The sequence below is a fragment of the Asaia sp. BMEF1 genome, from assembly GCF_051628905.1.
Lineage (GTDB): Bacteria > Pseudomonadota > Alphaproteobacteria > Acetobacterales > Acetobacteraceae > Asaia.
This window is the reverse complement of record NZ_CP157575.1, coordinates 3,214,075-3,235,687: the sequence shown is the minus strand read 5'-3', so window position 1 is coordinate 3,235,687 and position 21,613 is coordinate 3,214,075. Positions and strand designations below refer to the sequence as shown.

The window sequence follows — 21,613 nt, the reverse complement described above, 5'->3', positions numbered from 1 at the left end:
GCATCGGTCAGGTTGCGCCCGTCAGACGGTCGGGCGATCGCTGTTACGTCGGTGCGAACCGGCGTGATGGAGGAAAGTCCGGGCTCCACGGGAGAACGATGCCGGCTAACGGCCGGCGGGGGCGACCCTAGGGAAAGTGCCACAGAAAACAAACCGCCTGCCCGGCTCTCGGGCTGCAGGCAAGGGTGAAACGGTGCGGTAAGAGCGCACCGCTCCTTCGGTAACGCGGGAGGCAGGGCAAACCCCATCGGGAGCAAGACCGAATAGGAATGGCGGATCCGTCTCTCGCGAGATGGGATCAGAGGCTCTCCCGCCTTGTCATTCGGGTTGGTTGCGTGAGGCCGGTTGCAAGACCGGTCCCAGAGGAATGATCGCCCCGCCTTTGGCGGACAGAACCCGGCTTACAGACCGTCTGACATTATTTCTCGCAAAATTCGGCAGGCCATGCGTTTCCATGCCCAGCTGCCCCCGGCAGCACGGGGCAACGCCACGCTGATGCCACAGCATCGTGCAATTTCCCTGCAAGATCTCGCGCTCCACAGGGAAATAAGAGCCAGAAACTCCCGATCTGGACATAATCGCGCCTCAATCGCCTTTTGTTCTTCATGAATAAGAACATAACAAAAACGACTCATAGCGCAGTCATGATTCCGGTTTCGCATCGGAAACAAGAACATTATAAGAACATATTATTTGGACAGGACGAAAAAATCGGAGAATTCCGCCAATTTTCGATGCGAATTGTTTGACGTCCCATGAAATCCCATGATATCCCAAACTTATCCCGGACGGTCACTGAGACGAGCAGCGAGCGGCCTTGTCCCGCTCCGGGCGCGAAAAGTCATTGGCAATCACTCTTGGAACGGCGAGGAGGCATCGAACGGCGTGAGTGTGTTTCTTGGCACGCATCAGAACCGTTTCGACGCCAAGGGCCGCGTGTCCATTCCCGCATCCTTTCGCGCCGCCCTCCGCGCCCAGGCCCAGCCTGACGAAAGCCTCGTCATCCTGCGCCCCTCTCATCTGCATCCCTGCATCGAAGCCTGGCCGAGCGCCGCTTTCGCTACCCTCGCCGGGCCGGTTGAGTCGCTGGATATTTTCTCGGACGATCATGACGACCTCGCCGCCAGCCTCTATGCCGATGCCTATCCTATCGATGCCGACAAGGAAGGGCGCATCATTCTGCCGGACGTGCTCAAGCGCCATGCCAATCTTGTCGATGAGATGTCCTTCATGGGGCTCGGTCGCGTCTTTCAGATCTGGGAGCCTGAGGCCGGGGCCAAGCGCCGCGAAGAGGCCCGTGCCCGTGCGCGCCGCATGACCAGCCGCCCCGCGACCAATACGAGCGAGCTGGCATCATGAACGCGATCGCCCCTCTCGCCCTGCTAACCGAACACGACCCCGGCCACGTGCCCGTCATGTTGCCCGAAGTGCTCAACGCCCTGGCTCCTCATGAAAGCGGGCGGTATGTCGATGGCACCTTCGGCGGTGGTGGCTACACAAGGGGTATTCTGGCCCGTGCAGCCTGCACCGTCTGGGGCATCGACCGTGACCCGACGGCGATTGCCCGTGCCGAATCGCTTGCTGCTGAACTTGAGGCCAGCGCACCCTCGCGCAAGCTGGTAGCCGTGCCCGGCACATTCGGCGCGATGGCCGATCTGCTGGGCGATGACGCGCCTTTCGATGGCATCGTGCTCGATATCGGTGTGTCCTCCTATCAGATCGACGAAGCCGAGCGTGGTTTCTCGTTCCGTCATGACGGGCCGCTCGACATGCGCATGTCGCAGGCGGGACGGTCGGCTGCCGATCTGGTGAACAGGGCCGATGCCGATGAACTGGCCGATATCATCTATCACTACGGTGAGGACCGTATGTCGCGCCGCATTGCGGCTGCCATCATCCGCGCCCGCACCGAAGAGCCGATCCACACCACGGCGCGTCTGGCCGATATCGTGCGCAGCGTCGTACGTCCCGACAAATCCGGCATTCATCCCGCCACCCGCACGTTTCAGGCGCTGCGTATTGCCGTGAATGACGAGCTTGGCGAGCTGCAGCGCGCGCTGGACACGGCTCCCGCTCTTCTGGCTGAGGGCGGCAAGTTGGTCGTGGTGACGTTCCATTCGCTCGAAGACCGTCTCGTCAAGCGCGCGCTGGCCCAGGCCGCAGGGCGTGTCAGCCGCCCCTCGCGCCACGAGCCCATGGCCGAACGTTTCGTCGCCCCCGATTTCATTCTGCCCCATACGCGCCCGGTGCTCGCCTCCGAAGACGAGATCCGCCGCAATCCCCGTTCCCGCAGCGCCAAGCTGCGCAGCCTGCTCCGCACCGCACCTTCAGCCTCTTTTAGGGGGTCTCATTCATGATCCGGCCTTTTACGATCCTTTGCGCACTCCTTGCCGGTGGTTCGGGCATGTTTCTTTATACCAAGAAGCATGAGACGACCGTGCTCGATCAGCATATCACGACGGTCGTGCAGAAGACGGAGCGTGTGCGCCAGCAGACGGCGATGCTGCGCACACAATGGGCCCTGCTGAACCAGCCGGATCGCTTGAGCGCTCTCTCGACGCGCTTTCTGGGTCAACTTCACCCCATGGCGCCCACGCAATATGTACGCCTGGCCAGCATGATCGACTCCCTGCCCGCGCCCAGCACCAAGCCTGCTTTCCACGACCCGCGCGAGAGTCTGAGCGTGGCTGTGTCCAATGCCCCTGCCGCGCAGCCTGCCCTCGTTGCAGCCCCCAGGGCGCCCGAGCAGAAGGCGGCGGCACCCAAGGCCAATGTCGCTCCAGCGGCGCATGACACCACATCGGCTCTCGTGGCCAGCGCCGACGCGCCTCGCCACCGCCCGGCCTCGATCGCAGCGCCCGCTGCGGCAGAAGCTCCTGCCATGCCGGCTTCTCGCGTGACGCTTGCGTCGGTGGCACCTCGCATGACTTCGGCTGCGCACCCTAACGCAACACCTCGCTCGACCCGTCTGATGCCTCCTGCCGCACGCCCGACCATCGAGCTGGCCCAGCAGAGCAACCGCACCCATATGGTGTCCGATGAACTCGGTCAGACTACCCATCGCAGCCATCGTTACGACGCTGTTGTCCATGCCACCACGCGTACCGGCGCAGCACAGAATAACGGCGATTCTGATCTCGCCGTTCGTCTGGCGACTTTCCGTGGCAACCGCCCCCAGGCGACGGCTGCGACTACATGGCGTAACCCGCGCGTGGCAGCGACCGCCCATGCGTCACGCCAGAATGTGGACGTTGCCATTCAGGCCCCCAAGCCGCATCATGCGCAGAGCGATTCCGGATCGTCTTCGTCTCTCGCCGGCTATGGTGATGCCCTTCCGCCGCCTATGCCTCTCGCCAATTGAGCGGATATGAAAGCGCCTGAGCATGGCTGGCAGGACTCCACCCCCGAAAAAATCGGGCTATTCCGACGGCGCGCCTTCGCGCCCTGAAGGCAGGAGCCCTAAGCGGGTCAAGGCGTCGCTCGACCAGATGCATACGAGGCTGATCGGTGTCGGCCTCGGTTTTCTGTTTCTGTTCGGTCTGGTGGCGGCCAAGCTCAGTCTTGCAACGGTCTTTATGCCCATGGCCCCCGAGAAGCGTCAGATCGCTTCGCAGGTGCCCGAAATCCCGAAAAGCGACCCGAAAGGGCAGATTGCAGGCGATTTCGCCCTGCCAGACGTCCATCGCGCGAGCATTGTCGATCGCAATGGCCAGACGCTCGCGCTCTCCCTGCCCGTGGCTCAGGTCTATGCCAATCCAATGGAGCTGATCGACGCGCCGGATGCCGCCAAGAAGCTCAAAAGCGTGCTGCCGCAGCTCGACGAGGCGGAGACGACGCGTCGCCTCTCGCTGAAAAAACAATTCGTCTATATCGCCCGCGATATTTCCCCGGTGCAGGAAATTGCGATCAATAATCTCGGCATTCCGGGTATTTATTTTGAAGCGAGCGAGCGCCGCCACTATCCGTTGGGTCGCACCGCTGCACAGATACTTGGCGGCGTGGATATTGACGATCACGGCGTGGCCGGTGTCGAGCGGTTCTTCAACGAGCGCCTGAACAAGGACCGTACGCCTCTACGCCTGTCGCTGGACGTGCGTATTCAGGCCGTTGCGCGTGAAGTGACCCAGGCCGCGATGGATGAATTCCAGGCCATCGGTGCAGCAGCAATCGTCATGGATGTGAATACGGGCGAAGTCATCTCCATGGTGAGCCTGCCCGATTACGACGCCAATGATTTCGGTCGCGCGCCTGCCGACTCACGCTTCAACCGTGCCGTGACAGGCATGTACGAACCGGGCTCGACGTTCAAATTGCAGACTGCCGCCATGGCCATCGAATATGGCGTGGCGCATATCTGGGATCGTTTTTCGACCATCCCGATCCATATCGGACGCTTCACGATCTCCGACATCAAATCCGACCATTTTCAGCCCTGGCTTGCCTTACCTGATGTGCTGGCCAAATCGTCCAACCCTGCGGCCGCCCATATCGCACTCGATGTCGGCGCCAAGAAACAGCAGGAGTGGCTGCGGACGATGGGGTTCTTCAATCGCGTGCCGATCGAGTTGCCAGAAGCTGGCCGTCCCATCGTACCCTCTACGAAGAACTGGGGCGTTTCGACGGTCATGACAATCGGCTTCGGTCATGGCGTTGCCGAAGCCCCCCTTGCCATCGTGCGCGGTACGGCGGCGACCGTGAATGGGGGCATTCTCATCAAGCCAACGCTTCTCGCCCGCGATCAGGATGACAGCGCGAAACCCGCAAACGGCACCCTTCCGCCTGCAGGTGCGCCCGCTGCCCCCCCCGCCGACGCCCCGATCACCCCTGCTGCCTTCAAGCCCGATGCTTCTGGTATGTCCGCAAGCGATGCTCCAGCGGAGCCTCCGACGCCCGAGGGTCTGCGTGTGGTCTCTGAAGAAAACTCGAAGCTTATCCGCAAGATGCTGCGCCTCGACGTTACACAAGGCACGGCACGCAGCGCTGAGGTTCCTGGCTATTTCGTGGGCGGCAAGACAGGCACGGCTGAAAAAGTCGGTCCGAACGGACGCTATCTGAAACACGTCAACATTTCGGCCTTCACCTCGATCTTTCCGATGAATGCCCCGCGCTATGCGGTCTATGTCATGCTCGACTCCCCGCATCCGACGCCCAAGACCCATGGCTTCGTAACCTCGGGATGGAACGCTGCGCCGACCACCGGCAAGCTGATTGCCCGTATCGGCCCGATGCTCGGCATGTTCCCCGACACCAAGAACGCGGCGAAGATCGACGCCGACATGGCCATACCGCTTGAGCCCGGCATTCCACCCGGCAAGCGCGCCCTCGGCCCCGGAAACGACCCCGGCGATCCGCGTATCGCGGCGCAGAAGGAAAAAGAGGAAAAAGCCGCAGCCAAGGCCGCCGAAAAAGCCGCCAGGCTTGCCGCCAAGGCCTCCGAGCGCACGACGCGTCACCCACCCGAACGAGGCTGAGCCATGCGCCTTTCCGAAATCCTGAGCCAGTCCGGGCTATCCATTCCGCATTGCGCCGTCGATCCTGAAATCAGCGGTATCACCGCCGATAGCCGGCTAGTGGCGCCGGGCATGATTTTTGCCGCATTGCCGGGCGTCGCGCAGGACGGCGCCCGCTTCATTCCGCAGGCAGTGGCACAGGGCGCGGCTGCCCTGCTTTTACCAGAGGGTAGCGCTTTTCCGGCAGGCCTTGCCGTTCCCTGCATCACTGTCCCGACGCCCCGTCACGATCTGGCTGTCATTGCGCGCCTTCTGGCTGGTCCGCAGCCGGGACGCATTGCCGCCATCACCGGGACAAACGGCAAGAGCAGCGCGGCCGATTTCCTGCGTCAGCTCTGGTCATTGGGCGGCAATGCGTCGGCCAGTATCGGCACGCTCGGGCTTATCAGCGATATCCCTGTAGCGGCGCCGCCACCGCTGACGACGCCCGATGCCGTCTCACTTGTGGAGAGCCTGGCCCGTCTCAAAGCCGCCGGGGTCGATCATGTGGCGCTTGAAGCGTCTTCGCATGGACTGGACCAGCACCGCCTCGATGGCGTTTCGCTCAGCGCGGGTGGATTCAGCAATCTCACCCGCGACCATCTCGATTATCACGGCACGATGGAAGCCTATCGCACCGCCAAACTGAGGCTCTTTGCCGATCTGCTCCCTGAGGGAGCCATCGCCGCGCTGAATGCCGATATGGATGCCGAGACCGTTGCCGCGCTGAGCACTTTGGCGCAGGCGCGCAAACTGCGTCCACGCAGTGTAGGCGAGCAGGGCGAGACGATCAGGCTTCTGCGCGCGACACCCCTGCCCCATGGCCAGATCGTATCGCTCACTCTCTTCGGCGAGACCCTTCCCGATTACGAACTCGGCCTGACCGGGCGTTTTCAGGTCGATAACGTGTTGCTGGCTGCCGCCCTTGCCTGGGAAGATGATTCACAGGCGCGCGCCGTGCTCGACCTCATTCCGCGTCTGGGCGGCGTGCGCGGTCGCGCCGAACTGGCTGTGACGCTCGATCACGGGGCGGGTGTCTATGTCGATTACGCCCATACGCCCGATGCGCTCGATCATCTGCTGCATAGTCTGCGCCCTCATGCCCGTAACCGCCTGATTGTCGTTTTCGGCGCAGGCGGCGACCGCGATCGCGGCAAGCGCCCTCTCATGGGGCAGATCGCAGCCAGGCTGGCCGATCTGGCCATCGTGACCGACGACAATCCACGAAGCGAAGACCCGGCGACGATACGCGCTGCCATTCGCGCCGCCTGCCCTAACGCACTCGAGATCGGTGATCGACGCACTGCCATTGCAGCCGCTCTTTCCGAGGCGCGCGCGGGCGATGTGGTGGTCGTGGCAGGCAAAGGCCATGAAAGCGGCCAGACCATCGCTGGCGTGACCACGCCCTTCGACGACCGTGCGGTCATCCGCGAACTGGCGGGAGTTGCTGCATGAGCACCCTCTGGACCAGCGCCGAACTGCGTGAAGCAACACAGGGACGTCTCGACGCCGAGCTTGAGGTGAGCGGCCTTTCGATCGACACGCGCAGCCTCGAGCCGGGCGATCTGTTCATCGCGCTTGTCGGTGAAAACAGCGACGGCCACGCCCATATTGCGGCCGCCCTCGACAAGGGCGCCGCCTGCGTCATGGTGCATCAGGCTCACGCGGGCACCGACCCGCGCCTGCTGCATGTGGCCGATACCATGGCCGGTTTGAAGGATCTCGGCCATGCAGCGCGCGTCCGGTTTACCGGCAGAATGGTCGGGGTGACAGGCTCGGTCGGCAAGACCACGACCAAGAACATGCTGCATTGCGCCTTATCGGCGCTCGGCCCGACCCATGCCGCCGTTGCGTCTTACAACAACCATTGGGGTGTGCCGCTCACGCTTGCCCGCATGCCACGCGACGCCGCCTATTGCGTCGCAGAGATCGGCATGAATCACCGCGGCGAAATTGCGCCGCTCGCGGCCATGGTGCGCCCCGATGTTGCCGTCATCACGACGATAGGCAGTGCGCATCTGGGCTATATGGGCAGCGTCGAGGCCATCGCCGAAGAGAAATCGGATCTGATCGCCGCCCTGCCCAAGGGGGGCAAGGCAGTCGTGCCGGACGATACCGGCATGGACGCAATTTTCGAGCGCGCGGCTGCGCGAGCCGGGGCAAACCTGCTTCGCGTCGGGTTCTCCGCAAACGCTGATTTTCGCCTGAGCGATATAACCACCAGCGCCGAAGGATCGCATTTCCGTTTTGACGGCCATGACGTCAGGCTGACCGCGGCGGGGACGCATCTCGCGCGCAATGCCGCCCTGGCGCTGGCCACGCTTCGTGCTTTCGACCTGCCGCTCGATGCCGCAATCGCTGCCCTCGTCCATTGGCGCCCCGGCGCCGGTCGAGGGCAGATCCAGCCCATATTGGGTGGCTCCGCCTCACTCCTGGATGAAAGCTACAACGCCTCGGTGCTTTCCATACGTGCGGCACTCGAAACGCTCACCCTCGTGCCGGGTAAACGCCGGATTGCGGTTCTGGGCGATATCCGTGAGCTGGGCGACTTCGCAGAGAGCGAACATCTCTCTCTCCTGCCCGATTTGATGGCCCATGCCGATCTGGTTTTTTGCTGCTGCCCGCATATGCGCCATGTTTTTGACGCGCTTGCGGAAGAAAAGCGTGGCGTCTGGCAAGCAGACGCGGCATCTCTCGCCCCCTTCGTCCAATCCAATCTGAAAGCCGGTGACGTGGTTCTCGTAAAAGGCAGTCTTGGCAGTCGCATGCGCGACATTGTCGCCCCTCTTCTTGCCGGGGGGGCAAAGGCCTGATGCTGTATAATCTCATCGCCATTCACGACACGACCCATGGCGGCTTTTTCAACCTCTTCCATTATCTGACCTTCCGCTCTGGCGGGGCGTGTCTGACGGCCTTCGTTATTTCGCTGGTTTTCGGGCGTCCTTTCATCGCCCAGCTCAAACGCATCCAGCGCGAGGGCCAGCCCATACGGACGCTCGGCCCCGAGCGGCATATTCTCGAAAAGGCCGGCACCCCCACCATGGGCGGCATGCTGATCCTGATCGCGCTTTTTGCATCCACCCTGCTTTGGGCCGATCTGACGAACGGCTTCGTCTGGGCCGTCATGTTCGTCACCGCGGCTTTCGGTGCGGTTGGGTTTGCCGATGATTATCTCAAGCTCTCCAAACGCAATACGGCAGGTTTCTCCAAACGCGCCCGCCTCAGCAGCGAATTCGCCGCCTCGCTGATTGCCGGATACTGGATGGAAAGCCTGATGCCGCCCGAGCTGCGCAATATGGTGGCCTTTCCCTTTGTGAAAGACTTCCTGCTGCCCCTCGGCTTCGCCTTTCCGCTTTTCGCCATGCTCACCATGACGGGGTTCGGCAATGCGGTGAACTTCACCGACGGGCTTGACGGTCTGGCCATTGTGCCGGTGGTCATCGCAGCACTTGTTTTCGCGCTGATTGCCTATCTCGTGGGCAATCGCGTTTTTGCCGATTATCTGCAACTGCATCTGGTGCCAGGCACAGGAGAACTTGCGGTGTTCTGTGCCGCGCTGATCGGCGCCGGGCTGGGCTTTCTGTGGTTCAATGCCACGCCAGCCGATGTGTTCATGGGCGATACGGGCTCGCTCTCGCTCGGAGGCGCGCTGGGCGCCGTCGCTGTGGCCGTCAAGCATGAGCTGGTGCTGTGCATCGTGGGCGGGCTCTTCGTGGTCGAGACCCTCTCGGTCGTGATTCAGGTCTTCTGGTACAAGCGCACCAAACGTCGCGTCTTCCTGATGGCCCCCCTGCATCATCATTTCGAAAAAAAGGGCTGGCAGGAGCCGAAAATCGTCATCCGTTTCTGGATCGTCTCGATCCTGCTCGGTCTGGCTGGCCTCGCCACGCTGAAGCTGCGCTGATATGACGGGTCGCGCCTTCCCCACCGATCTGTTTTCCGGGTCACGCTTTGCCGTGGCGGGTCTGGGCCGCAATGGCAGCGCTGTGGTGAAAACCTTGCTCGCCATGGGGGCTGAGGTACAGGCCTGGGATGACAAGAACCCGCCTGAAGCCGACCCATCCCAGCCGCGCTTGACTGCGGCGCCCATCGAGACACTGGCAGGCTTTGACGCGCTCATTCTCTCGCCGGGTATTCCGCACCTCCTGCCGGCACCGCATGCAGTAGCGGTCAGGGCACGAGCGGCTGGAGTACCTATTTTGTCTGATGCAGAAATCCTGTTTCAGGCGGTGCGCCGTGCCGGGTCGAAGGCCCGTTTCGCAGCCATAACCGGCACGAATGGCAAATCGACCACCACAGCACTTCTGGCCCATATGCTCGAAAAAGCCGGTCGCCCGGTTGCCGCTGGTGGCAATCTTGGCACCGCTTCGCTAGCCCTGCCGCTTCTGCCCGATAACGGCGTTTATGTAATCGAGATGTCGTCCTACATGCTTGAGCGGCTGCGCTCTTTTCATGCCGATACGGCCTGCCTGCTCAATCTGACGCCTGACCATCTCGACCGTCATGGCGACATGGCTGGGTATGCCGCCGCCAAGCGTCATGTATTCGATAACATGACACGAGCCGATCTCGCCGTGATCAGCATCGACGACGATCATTGCCGAGAGATCGCACAGGATTACACAGCGCAGGGCCTCACGGTCATGACGCTTTCCGTCAAGGACACGCATGCCGTGGCGGCAATCGCGAGCCCGACGCGCGAGGCGCCGACCCTGCCGGGCGCGCATAATCTGCAAAATGCGCTTGCTGCAGCCGCCATGGCGCGCCATCTCGGCCTCGACGATCAGGCGATTGCCGATGGCCTGCGCAGCTATCCTGGCCTGCCCCACCGTCAGGCCCTGGCCGGGGTGATCAGGGGCATTCGCTTTATCAATGACAGCAAGGCCACCAATGCCGAAGCTGCCGAAAAAGCGCTGCTCTGTTATGACAAGGTGATCTGGATCGCAGGTGGCACCGCCAAATCAGGCGGTATCGAGACGCTGGCGCCGCTTTTCAGACGCATCGCCAAGGCCTTTCTGATCGGGCGTGACGCGCCTGTTCTGGAACAGACGCTGAGAGACCATCATGTGGCCGTCGAAAATTGCGGCACGCTCGATGCTGCCACCCACGCAGCTCTTGCCGCAGCAAAAGCGCTGGATGTGCCGGTCGTTCTGCTTTCACCTGCCTGCGCAAGCTTCGACCAATTCGCAAGTTTTGAGGCGCGAGGCGCGCATTTTGTCGATATCCTGACTCGTCTACGCGATTCAGAAGCGCCCTGATCCGAAGGGCCAGAGGGGTTAGGGGAATATGGCAGGGCTCTCACGTGTCGATACGTCCAGAATTGGACGATGGTGGCGCAATATCGATCGCGTCACGCTCTGCTGCGTCGGGATTCTGATCGCCTTCGGGTATATTCTCATGCTGGCCGCCAGTCCCGCCGTGGCCGTGCGTATCGGTGCCTCGCGCGAGATGTTTATTCTCAAGCAGGTTATCTTCCTGCTCCTTGCGGGCGCCGTAGTACTGGTAGTGTCCTCGCTCTCTCGCCCTGCGGTCAAACGCCTCGCATTGATCGGCGGGGTGATCGCGCTTGCCGCCACCTTCATGACGCTCGTTCATGGTGTGGAGATCAAGGGCGCACGGCGCTGGATCGCGCTGCCCATGATGTCTGTTCAGCCCTCCGAGTTCCTCAAGCCGTTTTTTGCCGTGGTCACGGGCTGGCTTCTGGCCGAGCAACGCCGACGCGTGATCATGGGCTCGATCCGTTTTCCCGGCATGCTGATCGCTTTCGGCTGTTTCGGGCTGATCCTGCTCCTGCTCAAATCGCAGCCCGATATCGGCATGTTGTCGGTCATCACCATGGTGTTCTTCATCCAGCTTTTCGTGAACGGCCTGCCGATCATTTTCGTAGGCGCCGGTGTCGGCGCTATGGTCGCCGCCTTTGCGGGTGCCTTTGTGGCGTTTCCTCATGTGCGTTCGCGCGTGGAGCGGTTTCTTCACCCCAATGTAGGCGACCATTATCAGATCGACACCGCAATGCGGGCGTTTGGCAATGGCGGCATGATGGGGCGCGGGCCCGGTGAAGGCCGCGTGAAGGACCTGCTGCCCGACGCTCATGCCGATTTCGTTTTTGCGGTCGCAGGTGAAGAATACGGGCTTTTCATCTGCTTGTTCATCATTCTCGTTTTTGCCGTGATCGTGGTGCGTACGCTGGTCAAGCTGATGCGAGAAAGCGATCCGTTCGTCATCACCTCGGCCGCCGGACTGGTCGCAGGCTTCGGATTGCAGGCGTTCATCAATATGGGCTCGACCTTGCATCTGATTCCGACCAAGGGCATGACGCTGCCGCTGATCTCCTATGGTGGCTCATCCGCTCTTTCGATCGCCCTGACACTGGGCATGGTGCTGGCTCTGACACGCCATCAGGTTTCTGCCAGCCCGATCAATTCGCGTTACGCCAGCCAGGGCCACTGGACCTCGCTTCGGGAAGGACCGACTTCATGACCCGTCCAATCGTAATTGCCGCAGGAGGCACGGGCGGCCATTTCTTCCCGGCAGAGGCGCTCGCGACAGAACTCGCAGCACGTGGGCACGACCTTGTGCTCATGACGGATAAACGTGCTGGCAAGCGCATGAGCGGAATTTTCATGGATCGACCGCAATATGTGCTTGATGGGACGGGCGTTGCGGGCAAGGGCGTTTCCGCCAAGCTGAAGGGCGTTGCTTCCCTGCTGCGCGGGGCATGGGCCGCGCGCGCGCTGCATCGACAGCTCAGCCCGGTCGCGGTCATCGGTTTCGGCGGTTATCCCTCCGTGCCGCCCATTCTCGGCAGCCGCTTCGTGACAGGATCGCGCCGCCCCCTCGTGATCCTGCATGAGGGCAATGCGGTGCTGGGTCAGGCCAATGCGCTCCTGGCGCGCTTTGCCAACGCCATCGCGACCTCCTACCCCACCGTGGCGCGCCTGCCGCTCGGCCTGCGCGCCACGCTGACAGGCATGCCGGTGCGCCCCGAAATCGAGGCTCTCCTGGGCGAAGACTATACGCCACCCGGCGACGCCATCCATCTTCTGGTCTGGGGCGGCTCCCTGGGCGCGAAGATTTTCTCGACGATCATTCCGGCGGCGCTTGCCCTGCTTCCCGCAGGGTTTCGCGCGCGACTGCATGTCACGCAGCAGGTGCATGAAAAGGATCTGCCAGACGTTCGCGCAGCCTATGAAAAGGCCGGGATCGATTGCGTGCTGGCGCCTTTCTTTACGGATGTCGCAAGCCTTCTGAAAAAGGCGCATCTGGTGATCGGTCGTGCCGGTGGGTCTTCTGTTGCCGAATTGACCATTGCCGGTCGCCCGTCAGTGCTGGTGCCGCTGCCCATCGCCGCTTCTGACGAACAAGGCGCCAACGCGACCCAGCTCGTCGATGAGGGCGGCGCCTGGATGTTCCGTCAGAACACCCTGACGCCTGAAACATTATCGGCATTTCTCGGCACGCTTCTGAACGATCCGGAGCGTCTGGCTGCCGCCGCCAGAGCCGCACGCGCTTTCGCCCATCCTCACAGCGCCAGACTGCTGGCCGATCTTGTAGAGGCGCGTATTTCAGACTACCGCTCCTCCACTTCCTGACACTCAGCGTTTTTTACTGACGCCTGTTTTTTGCTGTTTCTCTGAAAGCCTGTTCCATGCGCGCACTTCCCCTTTCCATCGGCACCATTCATTTCGTCGGTATCGGCGGTATTGGCATGTCGGGAATCGCCGAAGTGCTGCACATGCTGGGCTACAAGGTTCAGGGCTCGGATATCAGCGAGAGCGCCAATGTGCTGCGCCTGCGTAAGCTGGGTATCACGGTCGCGATCGGTCATGACGAGGCGAATCTGGGCGGGGCTCAGGTCGTCGTGACCTCAACGGCGGTCAGGAAAGACAACCCGGAAGTTCTGGCGGCGCGCGGGCGTCTGATCCCTGTCGTGCGTCGTGCGGAGATGCTGGCCGAGCTCATGCGTCTGCGCTGGGCCGTGGCCATCGGCGGCACGCATGGCAAGACCACCACGACCAGCCTCGTGGCCTGCGTGCTGGAACAGGCGAAGCTCGACCCGACCGTGATCAATGGCGGCATCATCGAGGCCTACGGCACCAATACCCGCATGGGGTCGGGCGACTGGATGGTGGTCGAAGCCGATGAGAGCGACGGGTCCTTCCTGCGTCTGCCCGCCGTAATTGCCGTCGTCACGAATATGGACCCCGAGCATCTCGACCATTGGGGCACGGCAGAGGCGATGCAGGCGGCCTATGACCAGTTCGTCTCTAACATTCCTTTCTACGGCTTTGCCGTGCTGTGCATCGACCACCCCGCCGTGCAGCAGATGATCCCGCGCCTGTCGGATCATCGCATCGTCACTTACGGGTTCAGCCCGCAAGCCGATGTGCGCGCCGACAAGCTCATTACCGACCGTCTGGGCGCGACCTTCGAAGTGGTCATCACCAGCCGCACCCAGAAGACGACCCGTCGCGCCGGACCGTTCCGCCTACCCATGCTCGGCCAGCACAACGTGCTCAATGCACTGGCAGCCATTGCAGTCGCCAGTGAGATGGATATCAGCGACGAGACCATCCGCCTCGCCCTGGCCGGGTTCCGTGGCGTGAAGCGCCGCTTCACGCGCTGCGGCGATTATAACGGCATTACGGTGATCGATGACTACGGCCATCACCCTGTCGAGATTGCCGCCGTGCTGCGCGCGGCCCGTCAGGCAGGCGCACGCGATGTCATCGCCGTGGTACAGCCCCATCGTTATTCGCGCCTCGAAGCCCTTTTCAGCGATTTCTGCACCTGCATGAACGACGCAGGCACGGTGATCGTGACCGATGTCTATGCCGCAGGCGAGGCGCCGATCGACGGTATAAGCCGCGACTCCCTGATCGAGGGGCTACGCGCGAGTGGCCATCGTTCGGTTGTGCCGCTGCCGGGGCCGGAGCATCTGGCCGAAATGATCAACGCCATCGCCAAGCCAGGCGATTTCGTGGTTTGCCTTGGCGCAGGCACCATCACCAACTGGGCTCATGCCCTGCCGGGAAAGCTCGCCGCGCTGAACGGTAAACCGGTATGAGCACGGCGCTGCGTTCTCTCACGCCACGCGGGAGGCTGAGCTTCGATGCGCCTCTCGGGCCGCGCGCCTGGTTTCGCACAGGCGGTAATGCCGAAGCCCTTTTCGTGCCCAAAGACACACAGGATCTGGCCGAGACGCTCGCTGCCCTGCCACACGGCACGCCCGTCACCGTGCTGGGAGCCTGCTCCAACGTCATTATACGCGATGGCGGGATAGACGGGCTCGTCGTGCGTCTGGCGGGCGGATTTGCCGATATCGTCATGGAGCCCGACGGGCTGATCGCAGGCGCCGCTGCGCTCGACATGATCGTGGCCGAACAGGCCGCCAACGCCGGACTTGCAGATCTGGAATTCCTCGCGGGCATTCCCGGCTCGATCGGAGGCGCCGTCGTTATGAATGCCGGAGCCTACGGCTCCGACATGAACGCCGTGCTCGACTGGGCCGAAATACTTCTGCCCGATGGCTCGATTGCAAGGCTCAGTAATCAGGCGCTTGCTTTTTCCTACCGCCATGCCGTGCTCCCCGAGGGGGCCATCGTGCTGCGGGCGCGTCTCAAGGCACAATCCGGCGATGCAGCGACCATCCGCGCGCATATCGCCGAGATCAAGGCCGCGCGCGAGGCATCGCAGCCGGTTCGGGCCCGCACGGGCGGCTCGACCTTCCGCAATCCCGACGGCCACAAGGCCTGGCAGGTCATCGACGAAGCCGGATGCCGCGGGCTGATGCAGGGTGGCGCACAGGTGAGCGAGAAGCACTGCAACTTCCTGCTCAATCTCGGTGAAGCCACCAGCACCGACCTTGAAACTCTCGGCGACGAGGTGTGCCGTCGGGTGCTCGAACACAGCGGCATCGCGCTGCATTGGGAAATCAAACGTCTGGGGAAACGGCCATGAGCCTGAAAATCGCTGTCCTTCAGGGGGGGATCTCGAGCGAACGACCGGTGAGCCTGCGCAGCGGCGCAGGTGTCGCTCAGGCACTGCTCGAAGCGGGCCATGACGTGGTAAGCGTCGATGCAGGCGCGGATCTGGTGCAGACCATCAAGGCGCTGCGCAATGCGGTGCCTGATGTCGTTTTCAATGCCCTTCACGGTCCGCTCGGAGAGGATGGGGCCATTCAGGGCGTCCTGGAGTGGCTCGGCCTGCCTTACACCCACTCTTCCATACGCGCGTCGTCACTTGCGATGGACAAGGATGCTTCGCGCCGCGTTTTCGCCGCCGCGGGTCTGCCCGTTGCGGAAGGAAGGGTAGTCACGATGGACGAACTCGCCGCCGCCGATCCGCTCCCCACGCCCTACGTGGTCAAGCCGATTTCCGAGGGGTCTTCTTTCGGGGTCGAGATTGTGCGCACCGGGAGCAATCGCCGTCAGGCCATCGCGGCTAACTGGGTCTTCGGGAAAGAGGCGCTGGTCGAGGAATATATTCCGGGCCGCGAACTCACGGTGGCAGTGCTGGGCGACCGCGCCTTGACCGTAACCGATATCGTCGCGGCCTCGCCCACAGGCGATTTCTACGATTTCGATGCGAAATACGCCCCTGGTGGCTCGGTGCATCATGTCCCCGCGCAGGTGCCGGACGCTATTTTCGAGCAGGCCCTTCGTGTGGCGGAAGCCGCTCACCGGGCTCTGGGGTGCTCCGGCGCCTCTCGCGCCGATTATCGCTATGATGAGGAAACGGGGCGGCTCATTCTGCTCGAGGTCAACACGCAGCCGGGCATGACGGCCACCTCGCTCCTGCCCGAGCAGGCGGCTTATTGCGGGATAAGCTACCCCGAACTCTGCGACTGGCTGGTTCGCGATGCGCTGGCAGCCCGAGGCAAACCGGCCGCATGAGAGACAGGCGGCCAGAAACGCCGTATCGCGGCCCTGTGCAGCAGGACAGACCTGCAAGGCTTGTCCTCTTCATGCGCCGCCACAAGCGCGGGCTGCGTCAGATTCTGGCTTCGCTCGTCCTGCTGGGCCTGGTCGGGTTCGGTCTCTCGGCGCTCAAACTCTCGAGTTCAGAATCCCGCTTCGCCCCTTATCGGGCCAAGCTGGTTCAGTACCTGCCGTTCCAGATCAAGACCATACGCATCGAAGGGCGCAACCTGACGCCTGAGGAAGATCTGACCAAGGCGCTCGGAACGTCCGTCGGCCAGCCGATTTTCGGCTTTTCCGTCTCTGCGGCGCGTGACCGTATCGATGCGCTGCCCTTCATCGACCATGCTACCGTCGCCCGTCATATGCCGGACACGGTCATCGTGAAAATCGTCGAGCGTAGCCCGATTGCCGTCTGGCAGGACCACGGCCAGTTCATTCTCATCAACCGGGCCGGGGAGCGCGTGCCCGACCAGGGACTGGAAGGCAAGAACGGACAGGCCTTCATCAAGCTGCCTCTCGTCGTGGGTGAAGGCGCCAATCTTGCAGCAGCGTCTCTGACCGATGCCCTGACCGCCAACCCGACGACGAAGGATTTCGTGGTCGCCGCGGTGAGGGTGGGGCAGAGACGCTGGAACCTGACCCTGCGCGACGGCGCGACAGTACTCCTGCCTGAAGGGCAAGAACAGGCAGCGCTTGCGAGACTGGCGCAGTATCAGGCCCAGTTCCGGCTCATGGAGCGCCCTGTGGTTTCGATCGATATGCGCCTGCCCGACCGGATGGTGATCCATCAAACCCCTGCGCCAGCTGCCGATCCGAACGCGCAGCAGGGAGACAAGGCGGGGGCGCCTGCCGCTTCGGGCGTTAAGGACGCGCCTCCTACTGCGGCGGCTTCCACTACAGGCAACAAGCCCTCTCGCCCCGCGGTGGCGCATGGGAGCGCACCCCATCTACCCGCCCCCCACCCCGCAGACGGAACTCCGGAAGAATGAACGATCTCGTGCCCACCGACCCGGAAGCCCCCCGCAAGAAGCGTCGCCGCACGGTAAGAAGTCGCTCCCTTCTGCCGGTAAGTTCGCGACACAAAAATCACGAACGGTCTGAAGAGCATATTCTTTCCCTGCCACCGGCCGACGAACCCAGCCTGCCCAGACACTGGCGGGTGGGCGTCTTCGGCGTACTCGATATCGGCTCGACGAAAATGACCTGCCTCATCGGACGGGGCGAGGCCGATGGCACGTTGCGTGTACTGGGTTATGGCTGGCGTCGCTCACGCGGCATACGCAATGGCAATATCGTCGATCTGAAAGAAGCCGAGCAGGCCATTCGCGCAACGGTCGGACAGGCAGAAGACGCCGCAGAGCGACGTCTCGACAATATCGCGGTCAATCTCTCCTGCGGCCATCCGGAGAGCCACCTCTTCAATGCCCGCATGCCGATCGGCGGGCGTGAAGTAAGCGAAGCCGATATGGGGCGCGTCGTGGCCGAAGGGCAGTCGCGTGCCTACACGGAGGGGCGCACGGTCATTCATACCCTGCCTATCGGTTATGCCGTGGACGACACCTATGGCATCGTCGACCCCAGGGGTCAGGTCTGCGAGCAACTGACGGCGCGGCTACATGTGGTCGACGCGGCAACCGCCGCGGTGAGAACGCTCGACTCGGTACTCATGCGCTCCGAACTGAAAATGACCAATCTCGTCTCGGCGTCGCTTGCCTCAGGCCTTTCCGTACTCGATGCGGATGAGCGGGAACTGGGCGCCACTGTGGTGGATATGGGCGGAGGTACGACGTCGATCGCCGTTTTCGGTGAAGGCATGTTGCGCCATACGGCGTTTCTTCCGGTCGGCGGCCTGCATGTAACGCGCGATCTTGCCGGCATGCTCTCGACCTCGCTCGATGAAGCCGAACGTCTCAAGACCAAATACGGGGCGGCCGAGCTGTCCGCTGAAGACAGCAGCGAATTGATCACGCTTCAGAAGATCGGTGAAGAAGCCGGCGTTCTCACCACGGTGTCGCGTGCGAGACTGGTCTCGGCCATTCGTCCCCGCATTGAGGAAACGCTGGAACTCGTGCGTGACAGGCTCGATGATGCCGGGTTCGGTCGCACCGGGCGCGAACGTGTGGTGCTGACGGGCGGCGCTTCTCTCCTCGACGGTGTCGGCCCGATGGCGGCCCGCATTCTCGACCGCCCCGTCAGGCTCGGACGCCCTCTGGGCATCGTGGGCCTGCCGGAAATCGGTGCCAATTCTGCCGGTTTTTCCACGGCTTCCGGGCTGCTTGCCTGGGCCGCTGGCGCCGATCGCGGCTTTCACGATGCCGACTCTCCCGACCCTCGTCCCAATGGCATGCTAAAGCGCCTCGTGCATTTCATTAGGGGTCGCGCGTGAGGAAAAAGTAACCTATGTAGTTGATGCTCCTCAGTCATCGTTTTGCCTTTCGCGACTGATTTCAGCCCTGTTTCGGATTTCGCCATGACGCTCAATCTCACCGCACCGCAGTATAATTATTCCGATTTTTCGCCGCGTATCACCGTGATCGGTGTCGGCGGTGGCGGCATGAATGCCGTCAACAACATGATCGAAATGCAGCTGCAAGGCGTTGAATTCGTCGTGGCCAATACGGATGCGCAGGCTCTTGCCGGCTCACGCGCCGAACGCCGCGTGCAGCTCGGCCCGCATCTGACGCAAGGGCTCGGCGCAGGCGCAAAACCTGAAATCGGCAAGGCGGCGGCAGAAGAAGCGGCAGAGGAAATCAGCCGTCACATCGATGGCGCCCATATGGTGTTCGTCACCGCAGGCATGGGTGGCGGCACCGGAACAGGCGCTGCCCCGGTTATCGCGAAAATGGCGCGCGATCGCAAAATCCTCACCGTTGGTGTGGTCAGCACGCCTTTCGGCTTCGAAGGCGCGCGACGCAAGAAAGTCGCCGAGGCAGGCATTGCCGAGCTTCAGCAATATGTCGATACGCTGATCGTCATCCCGAACCAGAATCTGTTCCGTATGGCCACCATGCATACGACGCTGCGCGAAGCGTTCAAGATGGCCGATGAAGTGCTTTATATGGGCGTGCGCGGCGTAACCGACCTCATGCTGGCGCCGGGGCTGATCAATCTCGATTTCGCCGATATCCGCACCGTCATGGCCGAAATGGGCAAGGCCATGATGGGCACCGGCGAGGCCGAAGGTGAAGATCGCGCCCTCGAAGCCGCAAACCGCGCCATTTCGAACCCGCTGCTCGACGATTCCTCCATGTCGGGCGCCCGCGGCCTGCTGATCAACATCACAGGTGGCGACGATCTGACACTTTATGAAGTCGATCAGGCTGCCGAGCGCATCCGCCAGGAAGTCGCCGACGACGCGACCATCATCTGGGGTTCGGCAATCGACTCGACCCTCAATGGCCGTATTCGCGTATCGGTTGTCGCGACAGGTATCGATGGCAGCCGCGCGCCGGAGCCCGAGGTGGTCGAAGCACCGGTCGAGACTGTCGAGCAGACGGCTACTGCCACAGAGGGCGCTGAAAATGCCCAGGCTGGCGCGCAGCCCCCTTTCCAGCCTGCCTCGACTTACGCGGCCGTTTCACGCCAGCCGCCGCATTATGCGCTGGACGGTCAGGCTGCGCCGTCATCGGCACCATCGCCGCATTCCGTGCCTTCTCAGGCTGCCAAACAGGCGCCGCAAGCCGCACCGTCACCCCGTTCAGGACTTTTTTCCGACCAGAACCAGCGCTCGGCACCTGAGCCCCAGTCACAGCCGCGCAGCCTGTTCGGCATCGTAACGGGAGCCCTGCGGGGTCGCCCCGCACCGACCACCAGCGCCGCCCATGAAGAAGCGCCGCGTCATGCACCGACCGTGGTCGAGCGCGAGGAGTCGCCGCGCGTATCTTCCGGTCATGAAGCCGGTGAAGAGAACGGTCTGGACATCCCTGCCTTTCTGCGCCGCGATCAGGGGCGCTGAAATCGGGCACTCCATTACAACCTGAAACTGAAATTACAGTTCAGTTTCAGGGATTTAGAGCGTAATACTTGGCAATAAACATTGACTGGTCTGCCCTCCCCTTAAGCGGTTACAGCTTTCCAAACGATCCGGGCATCTTGTCGCGGAAACAAAGGAGAGCCCCCCATCATGCAGATCACGGCTGAAACACCGTTCAAAGCATCGATTGTGCCTCTCCCGCTTTCCACCATCGCTCAGGGTTTCTCTTCCTTTACTTCGAGTGGTTCGCGCTTCATGCGCCAGTGCACGCTCAATCAGGCCATCACCTGCGTCGGTATCGGGCTTCACAGCGGTGCACGCGTGCGCATGGTGCTCAACCCGGCTCCCGTCGATCACGGGATTGTCTTCAAGCGCAGCGATCTGCCGCTATCACGGCCGATCCCGGCACGCCACGATAACGTGGTCTGCACCCGGCTCAGCACAGTAATCGCTCATCCTGACGCCCCGGATATTCGCATCGCAACGATCGAACATCTGATGGCCGCTCTCCATGCAAATGGCATCGATAACGCTCTGATCGAGATTGACGGCCCGGAAACGCCAGTGCTTGACGGTTCGGCTGCCGAATTCGACTTTCTGATCCAGTGTGCGGGTACGGTGGCACAGGAAAATGTCCGCAGCTTCATAGAGGTGTTGCAACCCGTACGCGTCGAAGATGCCAATGGTGCCTATGCCGAGCTGCGCCCTGCTCGCTCAGGTATGGCTCTGGCCATGTCGATCGACTTCAGCGCTTCGGTTATCGGCCAGCAGCGCCATGCTATGCCGCTCACCCTTGAGCGTTTTCGCCAGGAAGTCGGATTTTGCCGCACGTTCGTCGAGCGTAAGGAAATCGAGGCCCTGCAAAAAATCGGCCTTGCGCGTGGCGGGTCATTGCATAACGCGATCGTTGTCGAAGGCGACACGGTGCTCAACCCTTGCGGGCTGCGTCACCCTAAGGAATTCGTTCGTCACAAGCTGATGGACGCTGTGGGCGATCTCTATCTGGCCGGTCACACGCTTCAGGCCGGTTTCATGGGCCATAAATCGGGCCATGGGCTGAATAATCGCCTTTTGCACGCGCTTTTCGCTTCCCAGGAAAACTGGCGCCTTGTCGGCGGCGAAAGCGCCGAACAGCCCGCACTACGCGCAACGGCTTAAGCGCAACGATACTCATGCGCCCAGGTCTTCCGCGAACGGTAAGGCGTGATATAAGACCGTTCGTCAGTGGA

At 62.2% G+C, this 21,613-nt stretch carries 17 protein-coding genes and 1 other RNA gene; all 18 read left to right on the top strand.

Annotated elements, in window-relative coordinates; translation table 11 throughout:
* Nucleotides 1-21: 21 nt before the first annotated feature.
* Nucleotides 22-420, top strand: an RNA gene (gene rnpB, locus ABHV46_RS14450) — RNase P RNA component class A.
* Between the two features lie 465 nt (nucleotides 421-885).
* Nucleotides 886-1,359, top strand: coding sequence for a division/cell wall cluster transcriptional repressor MraZ (gene mraZ / locus ABHV46_RS14445; RefSeq protein WP_336945634.1), 474 nt, complete (start codon nucleotides 886-888; stop codon nucleotides 1,357-1,359).
* The gene (gene rsmH, locus ABHV46_RS14440; RefSeq protein WP_438382049.1) at nucleotides 1,356-2,357 is read left to right on the top strand and encodes a 16S rRNA (cytosine(1402)-N(4))-methyltransferase RsmH; all 1,002 of its coding nucleotides are present in this window, start codon (nucleotides 1,356-1,358) and stop codon (nucleotides 2,355-2,357) included. The genes mraZ and rsmH overlap by 4 nt, the downstream gene beginning before the upstream one ends.
* Entirely contained in the window at nucleotides 2,354-3,361 is a 1,008-nt protein-coding gene (ftsL, locus tag ABHV46_RS14435) for a cell division protein FtsL (protein WP_438382048.1), read from the top strand. Before rsmH ends, ftsL begins: the two co-directional genes overlap by 4 nt.
* Before the next feature lie 127 nt (nucleotides 3,362-3,488).
* The gene (locus ABHV46_RS14430; protein ID WP_438384436.1) at nucleotides 3,489-5,471 is read left to right on the top strand and encodes a peptidoglycan D,D-transpeptidase FtsI family protein; all 1,983 of its coding nucleotides are present in this window, start codon (nucleotides 3,489-3,491) and stop codon (nucleotides 5,469-5,471) included.
* A gap of 3 nt (nucleotides 5,472-5,474) precedes the next feature.
* The gene (locus ABHV46_RS14425) at nucleotides 5,475-6,944 is read left to right on the top strand and encodes a UDP-N-acetylmuramoyl-L-alanyl-D-glutamate--2,6-diaminopimelate ligase (protein WP_438382047.1); all 1,470 of its coding nucleotides are present in this window, start codon (nucleotides 5,475-5,477) and stop codon (nucleotides 6,942-6,944) included.
* Entirely contained in the window at nucleotides 6,941-8,302 is a 1,362-nt protein-coding gene (locus ABHV46_RS14420; protein WP_438382046.1) for a UDP-N-acetylmuramoyl-tripeptide--D-alanyl-D-alanine ligase, read from the top strand. The genes ABHV46_RS14425 and ABHV46_RS14420 overlap by 4 nt, the downstream gene beginning before the upstream one ends.
* Entirely contained in the window at nucleotides 8,302-9,393 is a 1,092-nt protein-coding gene (gene mraY / locus ABHV46_RS14415; protein ID WP_438382045.1) for a phospho-N-acetylmuramoyl-pentapeptide-transferase, read from the top strand. Before ABHV46_RS14420 ends, mraY begins: the two co-directional genes overlap by 1 nt.
* Nucleotide 9,394: 1 nt before the next feature.
* Nucleotides 9,395-10,747: a UDP-N-acetylmuramoyl-L-alanine--D-glutamate ligase gene (murD, locus tag ABHV46_RS14410; RefSeq protein ID WP_438382043.1), complete on the top strand. Its 1,353-nt coding sequence runs from the start codon at nucleotides 9,395-9,397 to the stop codon at nucleotides 10,745-10,747.
* A gap of 28 nt (nucleotides 10,748-10,775) precedes the next feature.
* Nucleotides 10,776-11,969, top strand: coding sequence for an FtsW/RodA/SpoVE family cell cycle protein (locus ABHV46_RS14405; RefSeq protein ID WP_438382042.1), 1,194 nt, complete (start codon nucleotides 10,776-10,778; stop codon nucleotides 11,967-11,969).
* On the top strand, nucleotides 11,966-13,081 hold the full coding sequence (murG, locus tag ABHV46_RS14400) for an undecaprenyldiphospho-muramoylpentapeptide beta-N-acetylglucosaminyltransferase (protein ID WP_438382041.1): 1,116 nt from the start codon (nucleotides 11,966-11,968) through the stop codon (nucleotides 13,079-13,081). Before ABHV46_RS14405 ends, murG begins: the two co-directional genes overlap by 4 nt.
* 56 nt (nucleotides 13,082-13,137) lie before the next feature.
* Nucleotides 13,138-14,556, top strand: coding sequence for a UDP-N-acetylmuramate--L-alanine ligase (gene murC, locus ABHV46_RS14395; protein ID WP_438382040.1), 1,419 nt, complete (start codon nucleotides 13,138-13,140; stop codon nucleotides 14,554-14,556).
* Nucleotides 14,553-15,449, top strand: coding sequence for a UDP-N-acetylmuramate dehydrogenase (murB, locus tag ABHV46_RS14390; protein ID WP_438382039.1), 897 nt, complete (start codon nucleotides 14,553-14,555; stop codon nucleotides 15,447-15,449). The genes murC and murB overlap by 4 nt, the downstream gene beginning before the upstream one ends.
* Nucleotides 15,446-16,384: a D-alanine--D-alanine ligase gene (locus ABHV46_RS14385; protein WP_438382038.1), complete on the top strand. Its 939-nt coding sequence runs from the start codon at nucleotides 15,446-15,448 to the stop codon at nucleotides 16,382-16,384. The genes murB and ABHV46_RS14385 overlap by 4 nt, the downstream gene beginning before the upstream one ends.
* Entirely contained in the window at nucleotides 16,381-17,400 is a 1,020-nt protein-coding gene (locus ABHV46_RS14380; protein WP_438382037.1) for a cell division protein FtsQ/DivIB, read from the top strand. Before ABHV46_RS14385 ends, ABHV46_RS14380 begins: the two co-directional genes overlap by 4 nt.
* Nucleotides 17,397-18,797, top strand: a complete 1,401-nt coding sequence (ftsA, locus tag ABHV46_RS14375; RefSeq protein ID WP_438382036.1) for a cell division protein FtsA — start codon at nucleotides 17,397-17,399, stop codon at nucleotides 18,795-18,797. Before ABHV46_RS14380 ends, ftsA begins: the two co-directional genes overlap by 4 nt.
* Nucleotides 18,798-18,881: 84 nt before the next feature.
* Nucleotides 18,882-20,366, top strand: a complete 1,485-nt coding sequence (gene ftsZ / locus ABHV46_RS14370) for a cell division protein FtsZ (protein ID WP_438382035.1) — start codon at nucleotides 18,882-18,884, stop codon at nucleotides 20,364-20,366.
* 168 nt (nucleotides 20,367-20,534) lie between these two features.
* Nucleotides 20,535-21,542, top strand: a complete 1,008-nt coding sequence (lpxC, locus tag ABHV46_RS14365) for a UDP-3-O-acyl-N-acetylglucosamine deacetylase (RefSeq protein ID WP_438382034.1) — start codon at nucleotides 20,535-20,537, stop codon at nucleotides 21,540-21,542.
* The last annotated feature ends 71 nt before the right edge of the window (nucleotides 21,543-21,613 follow it).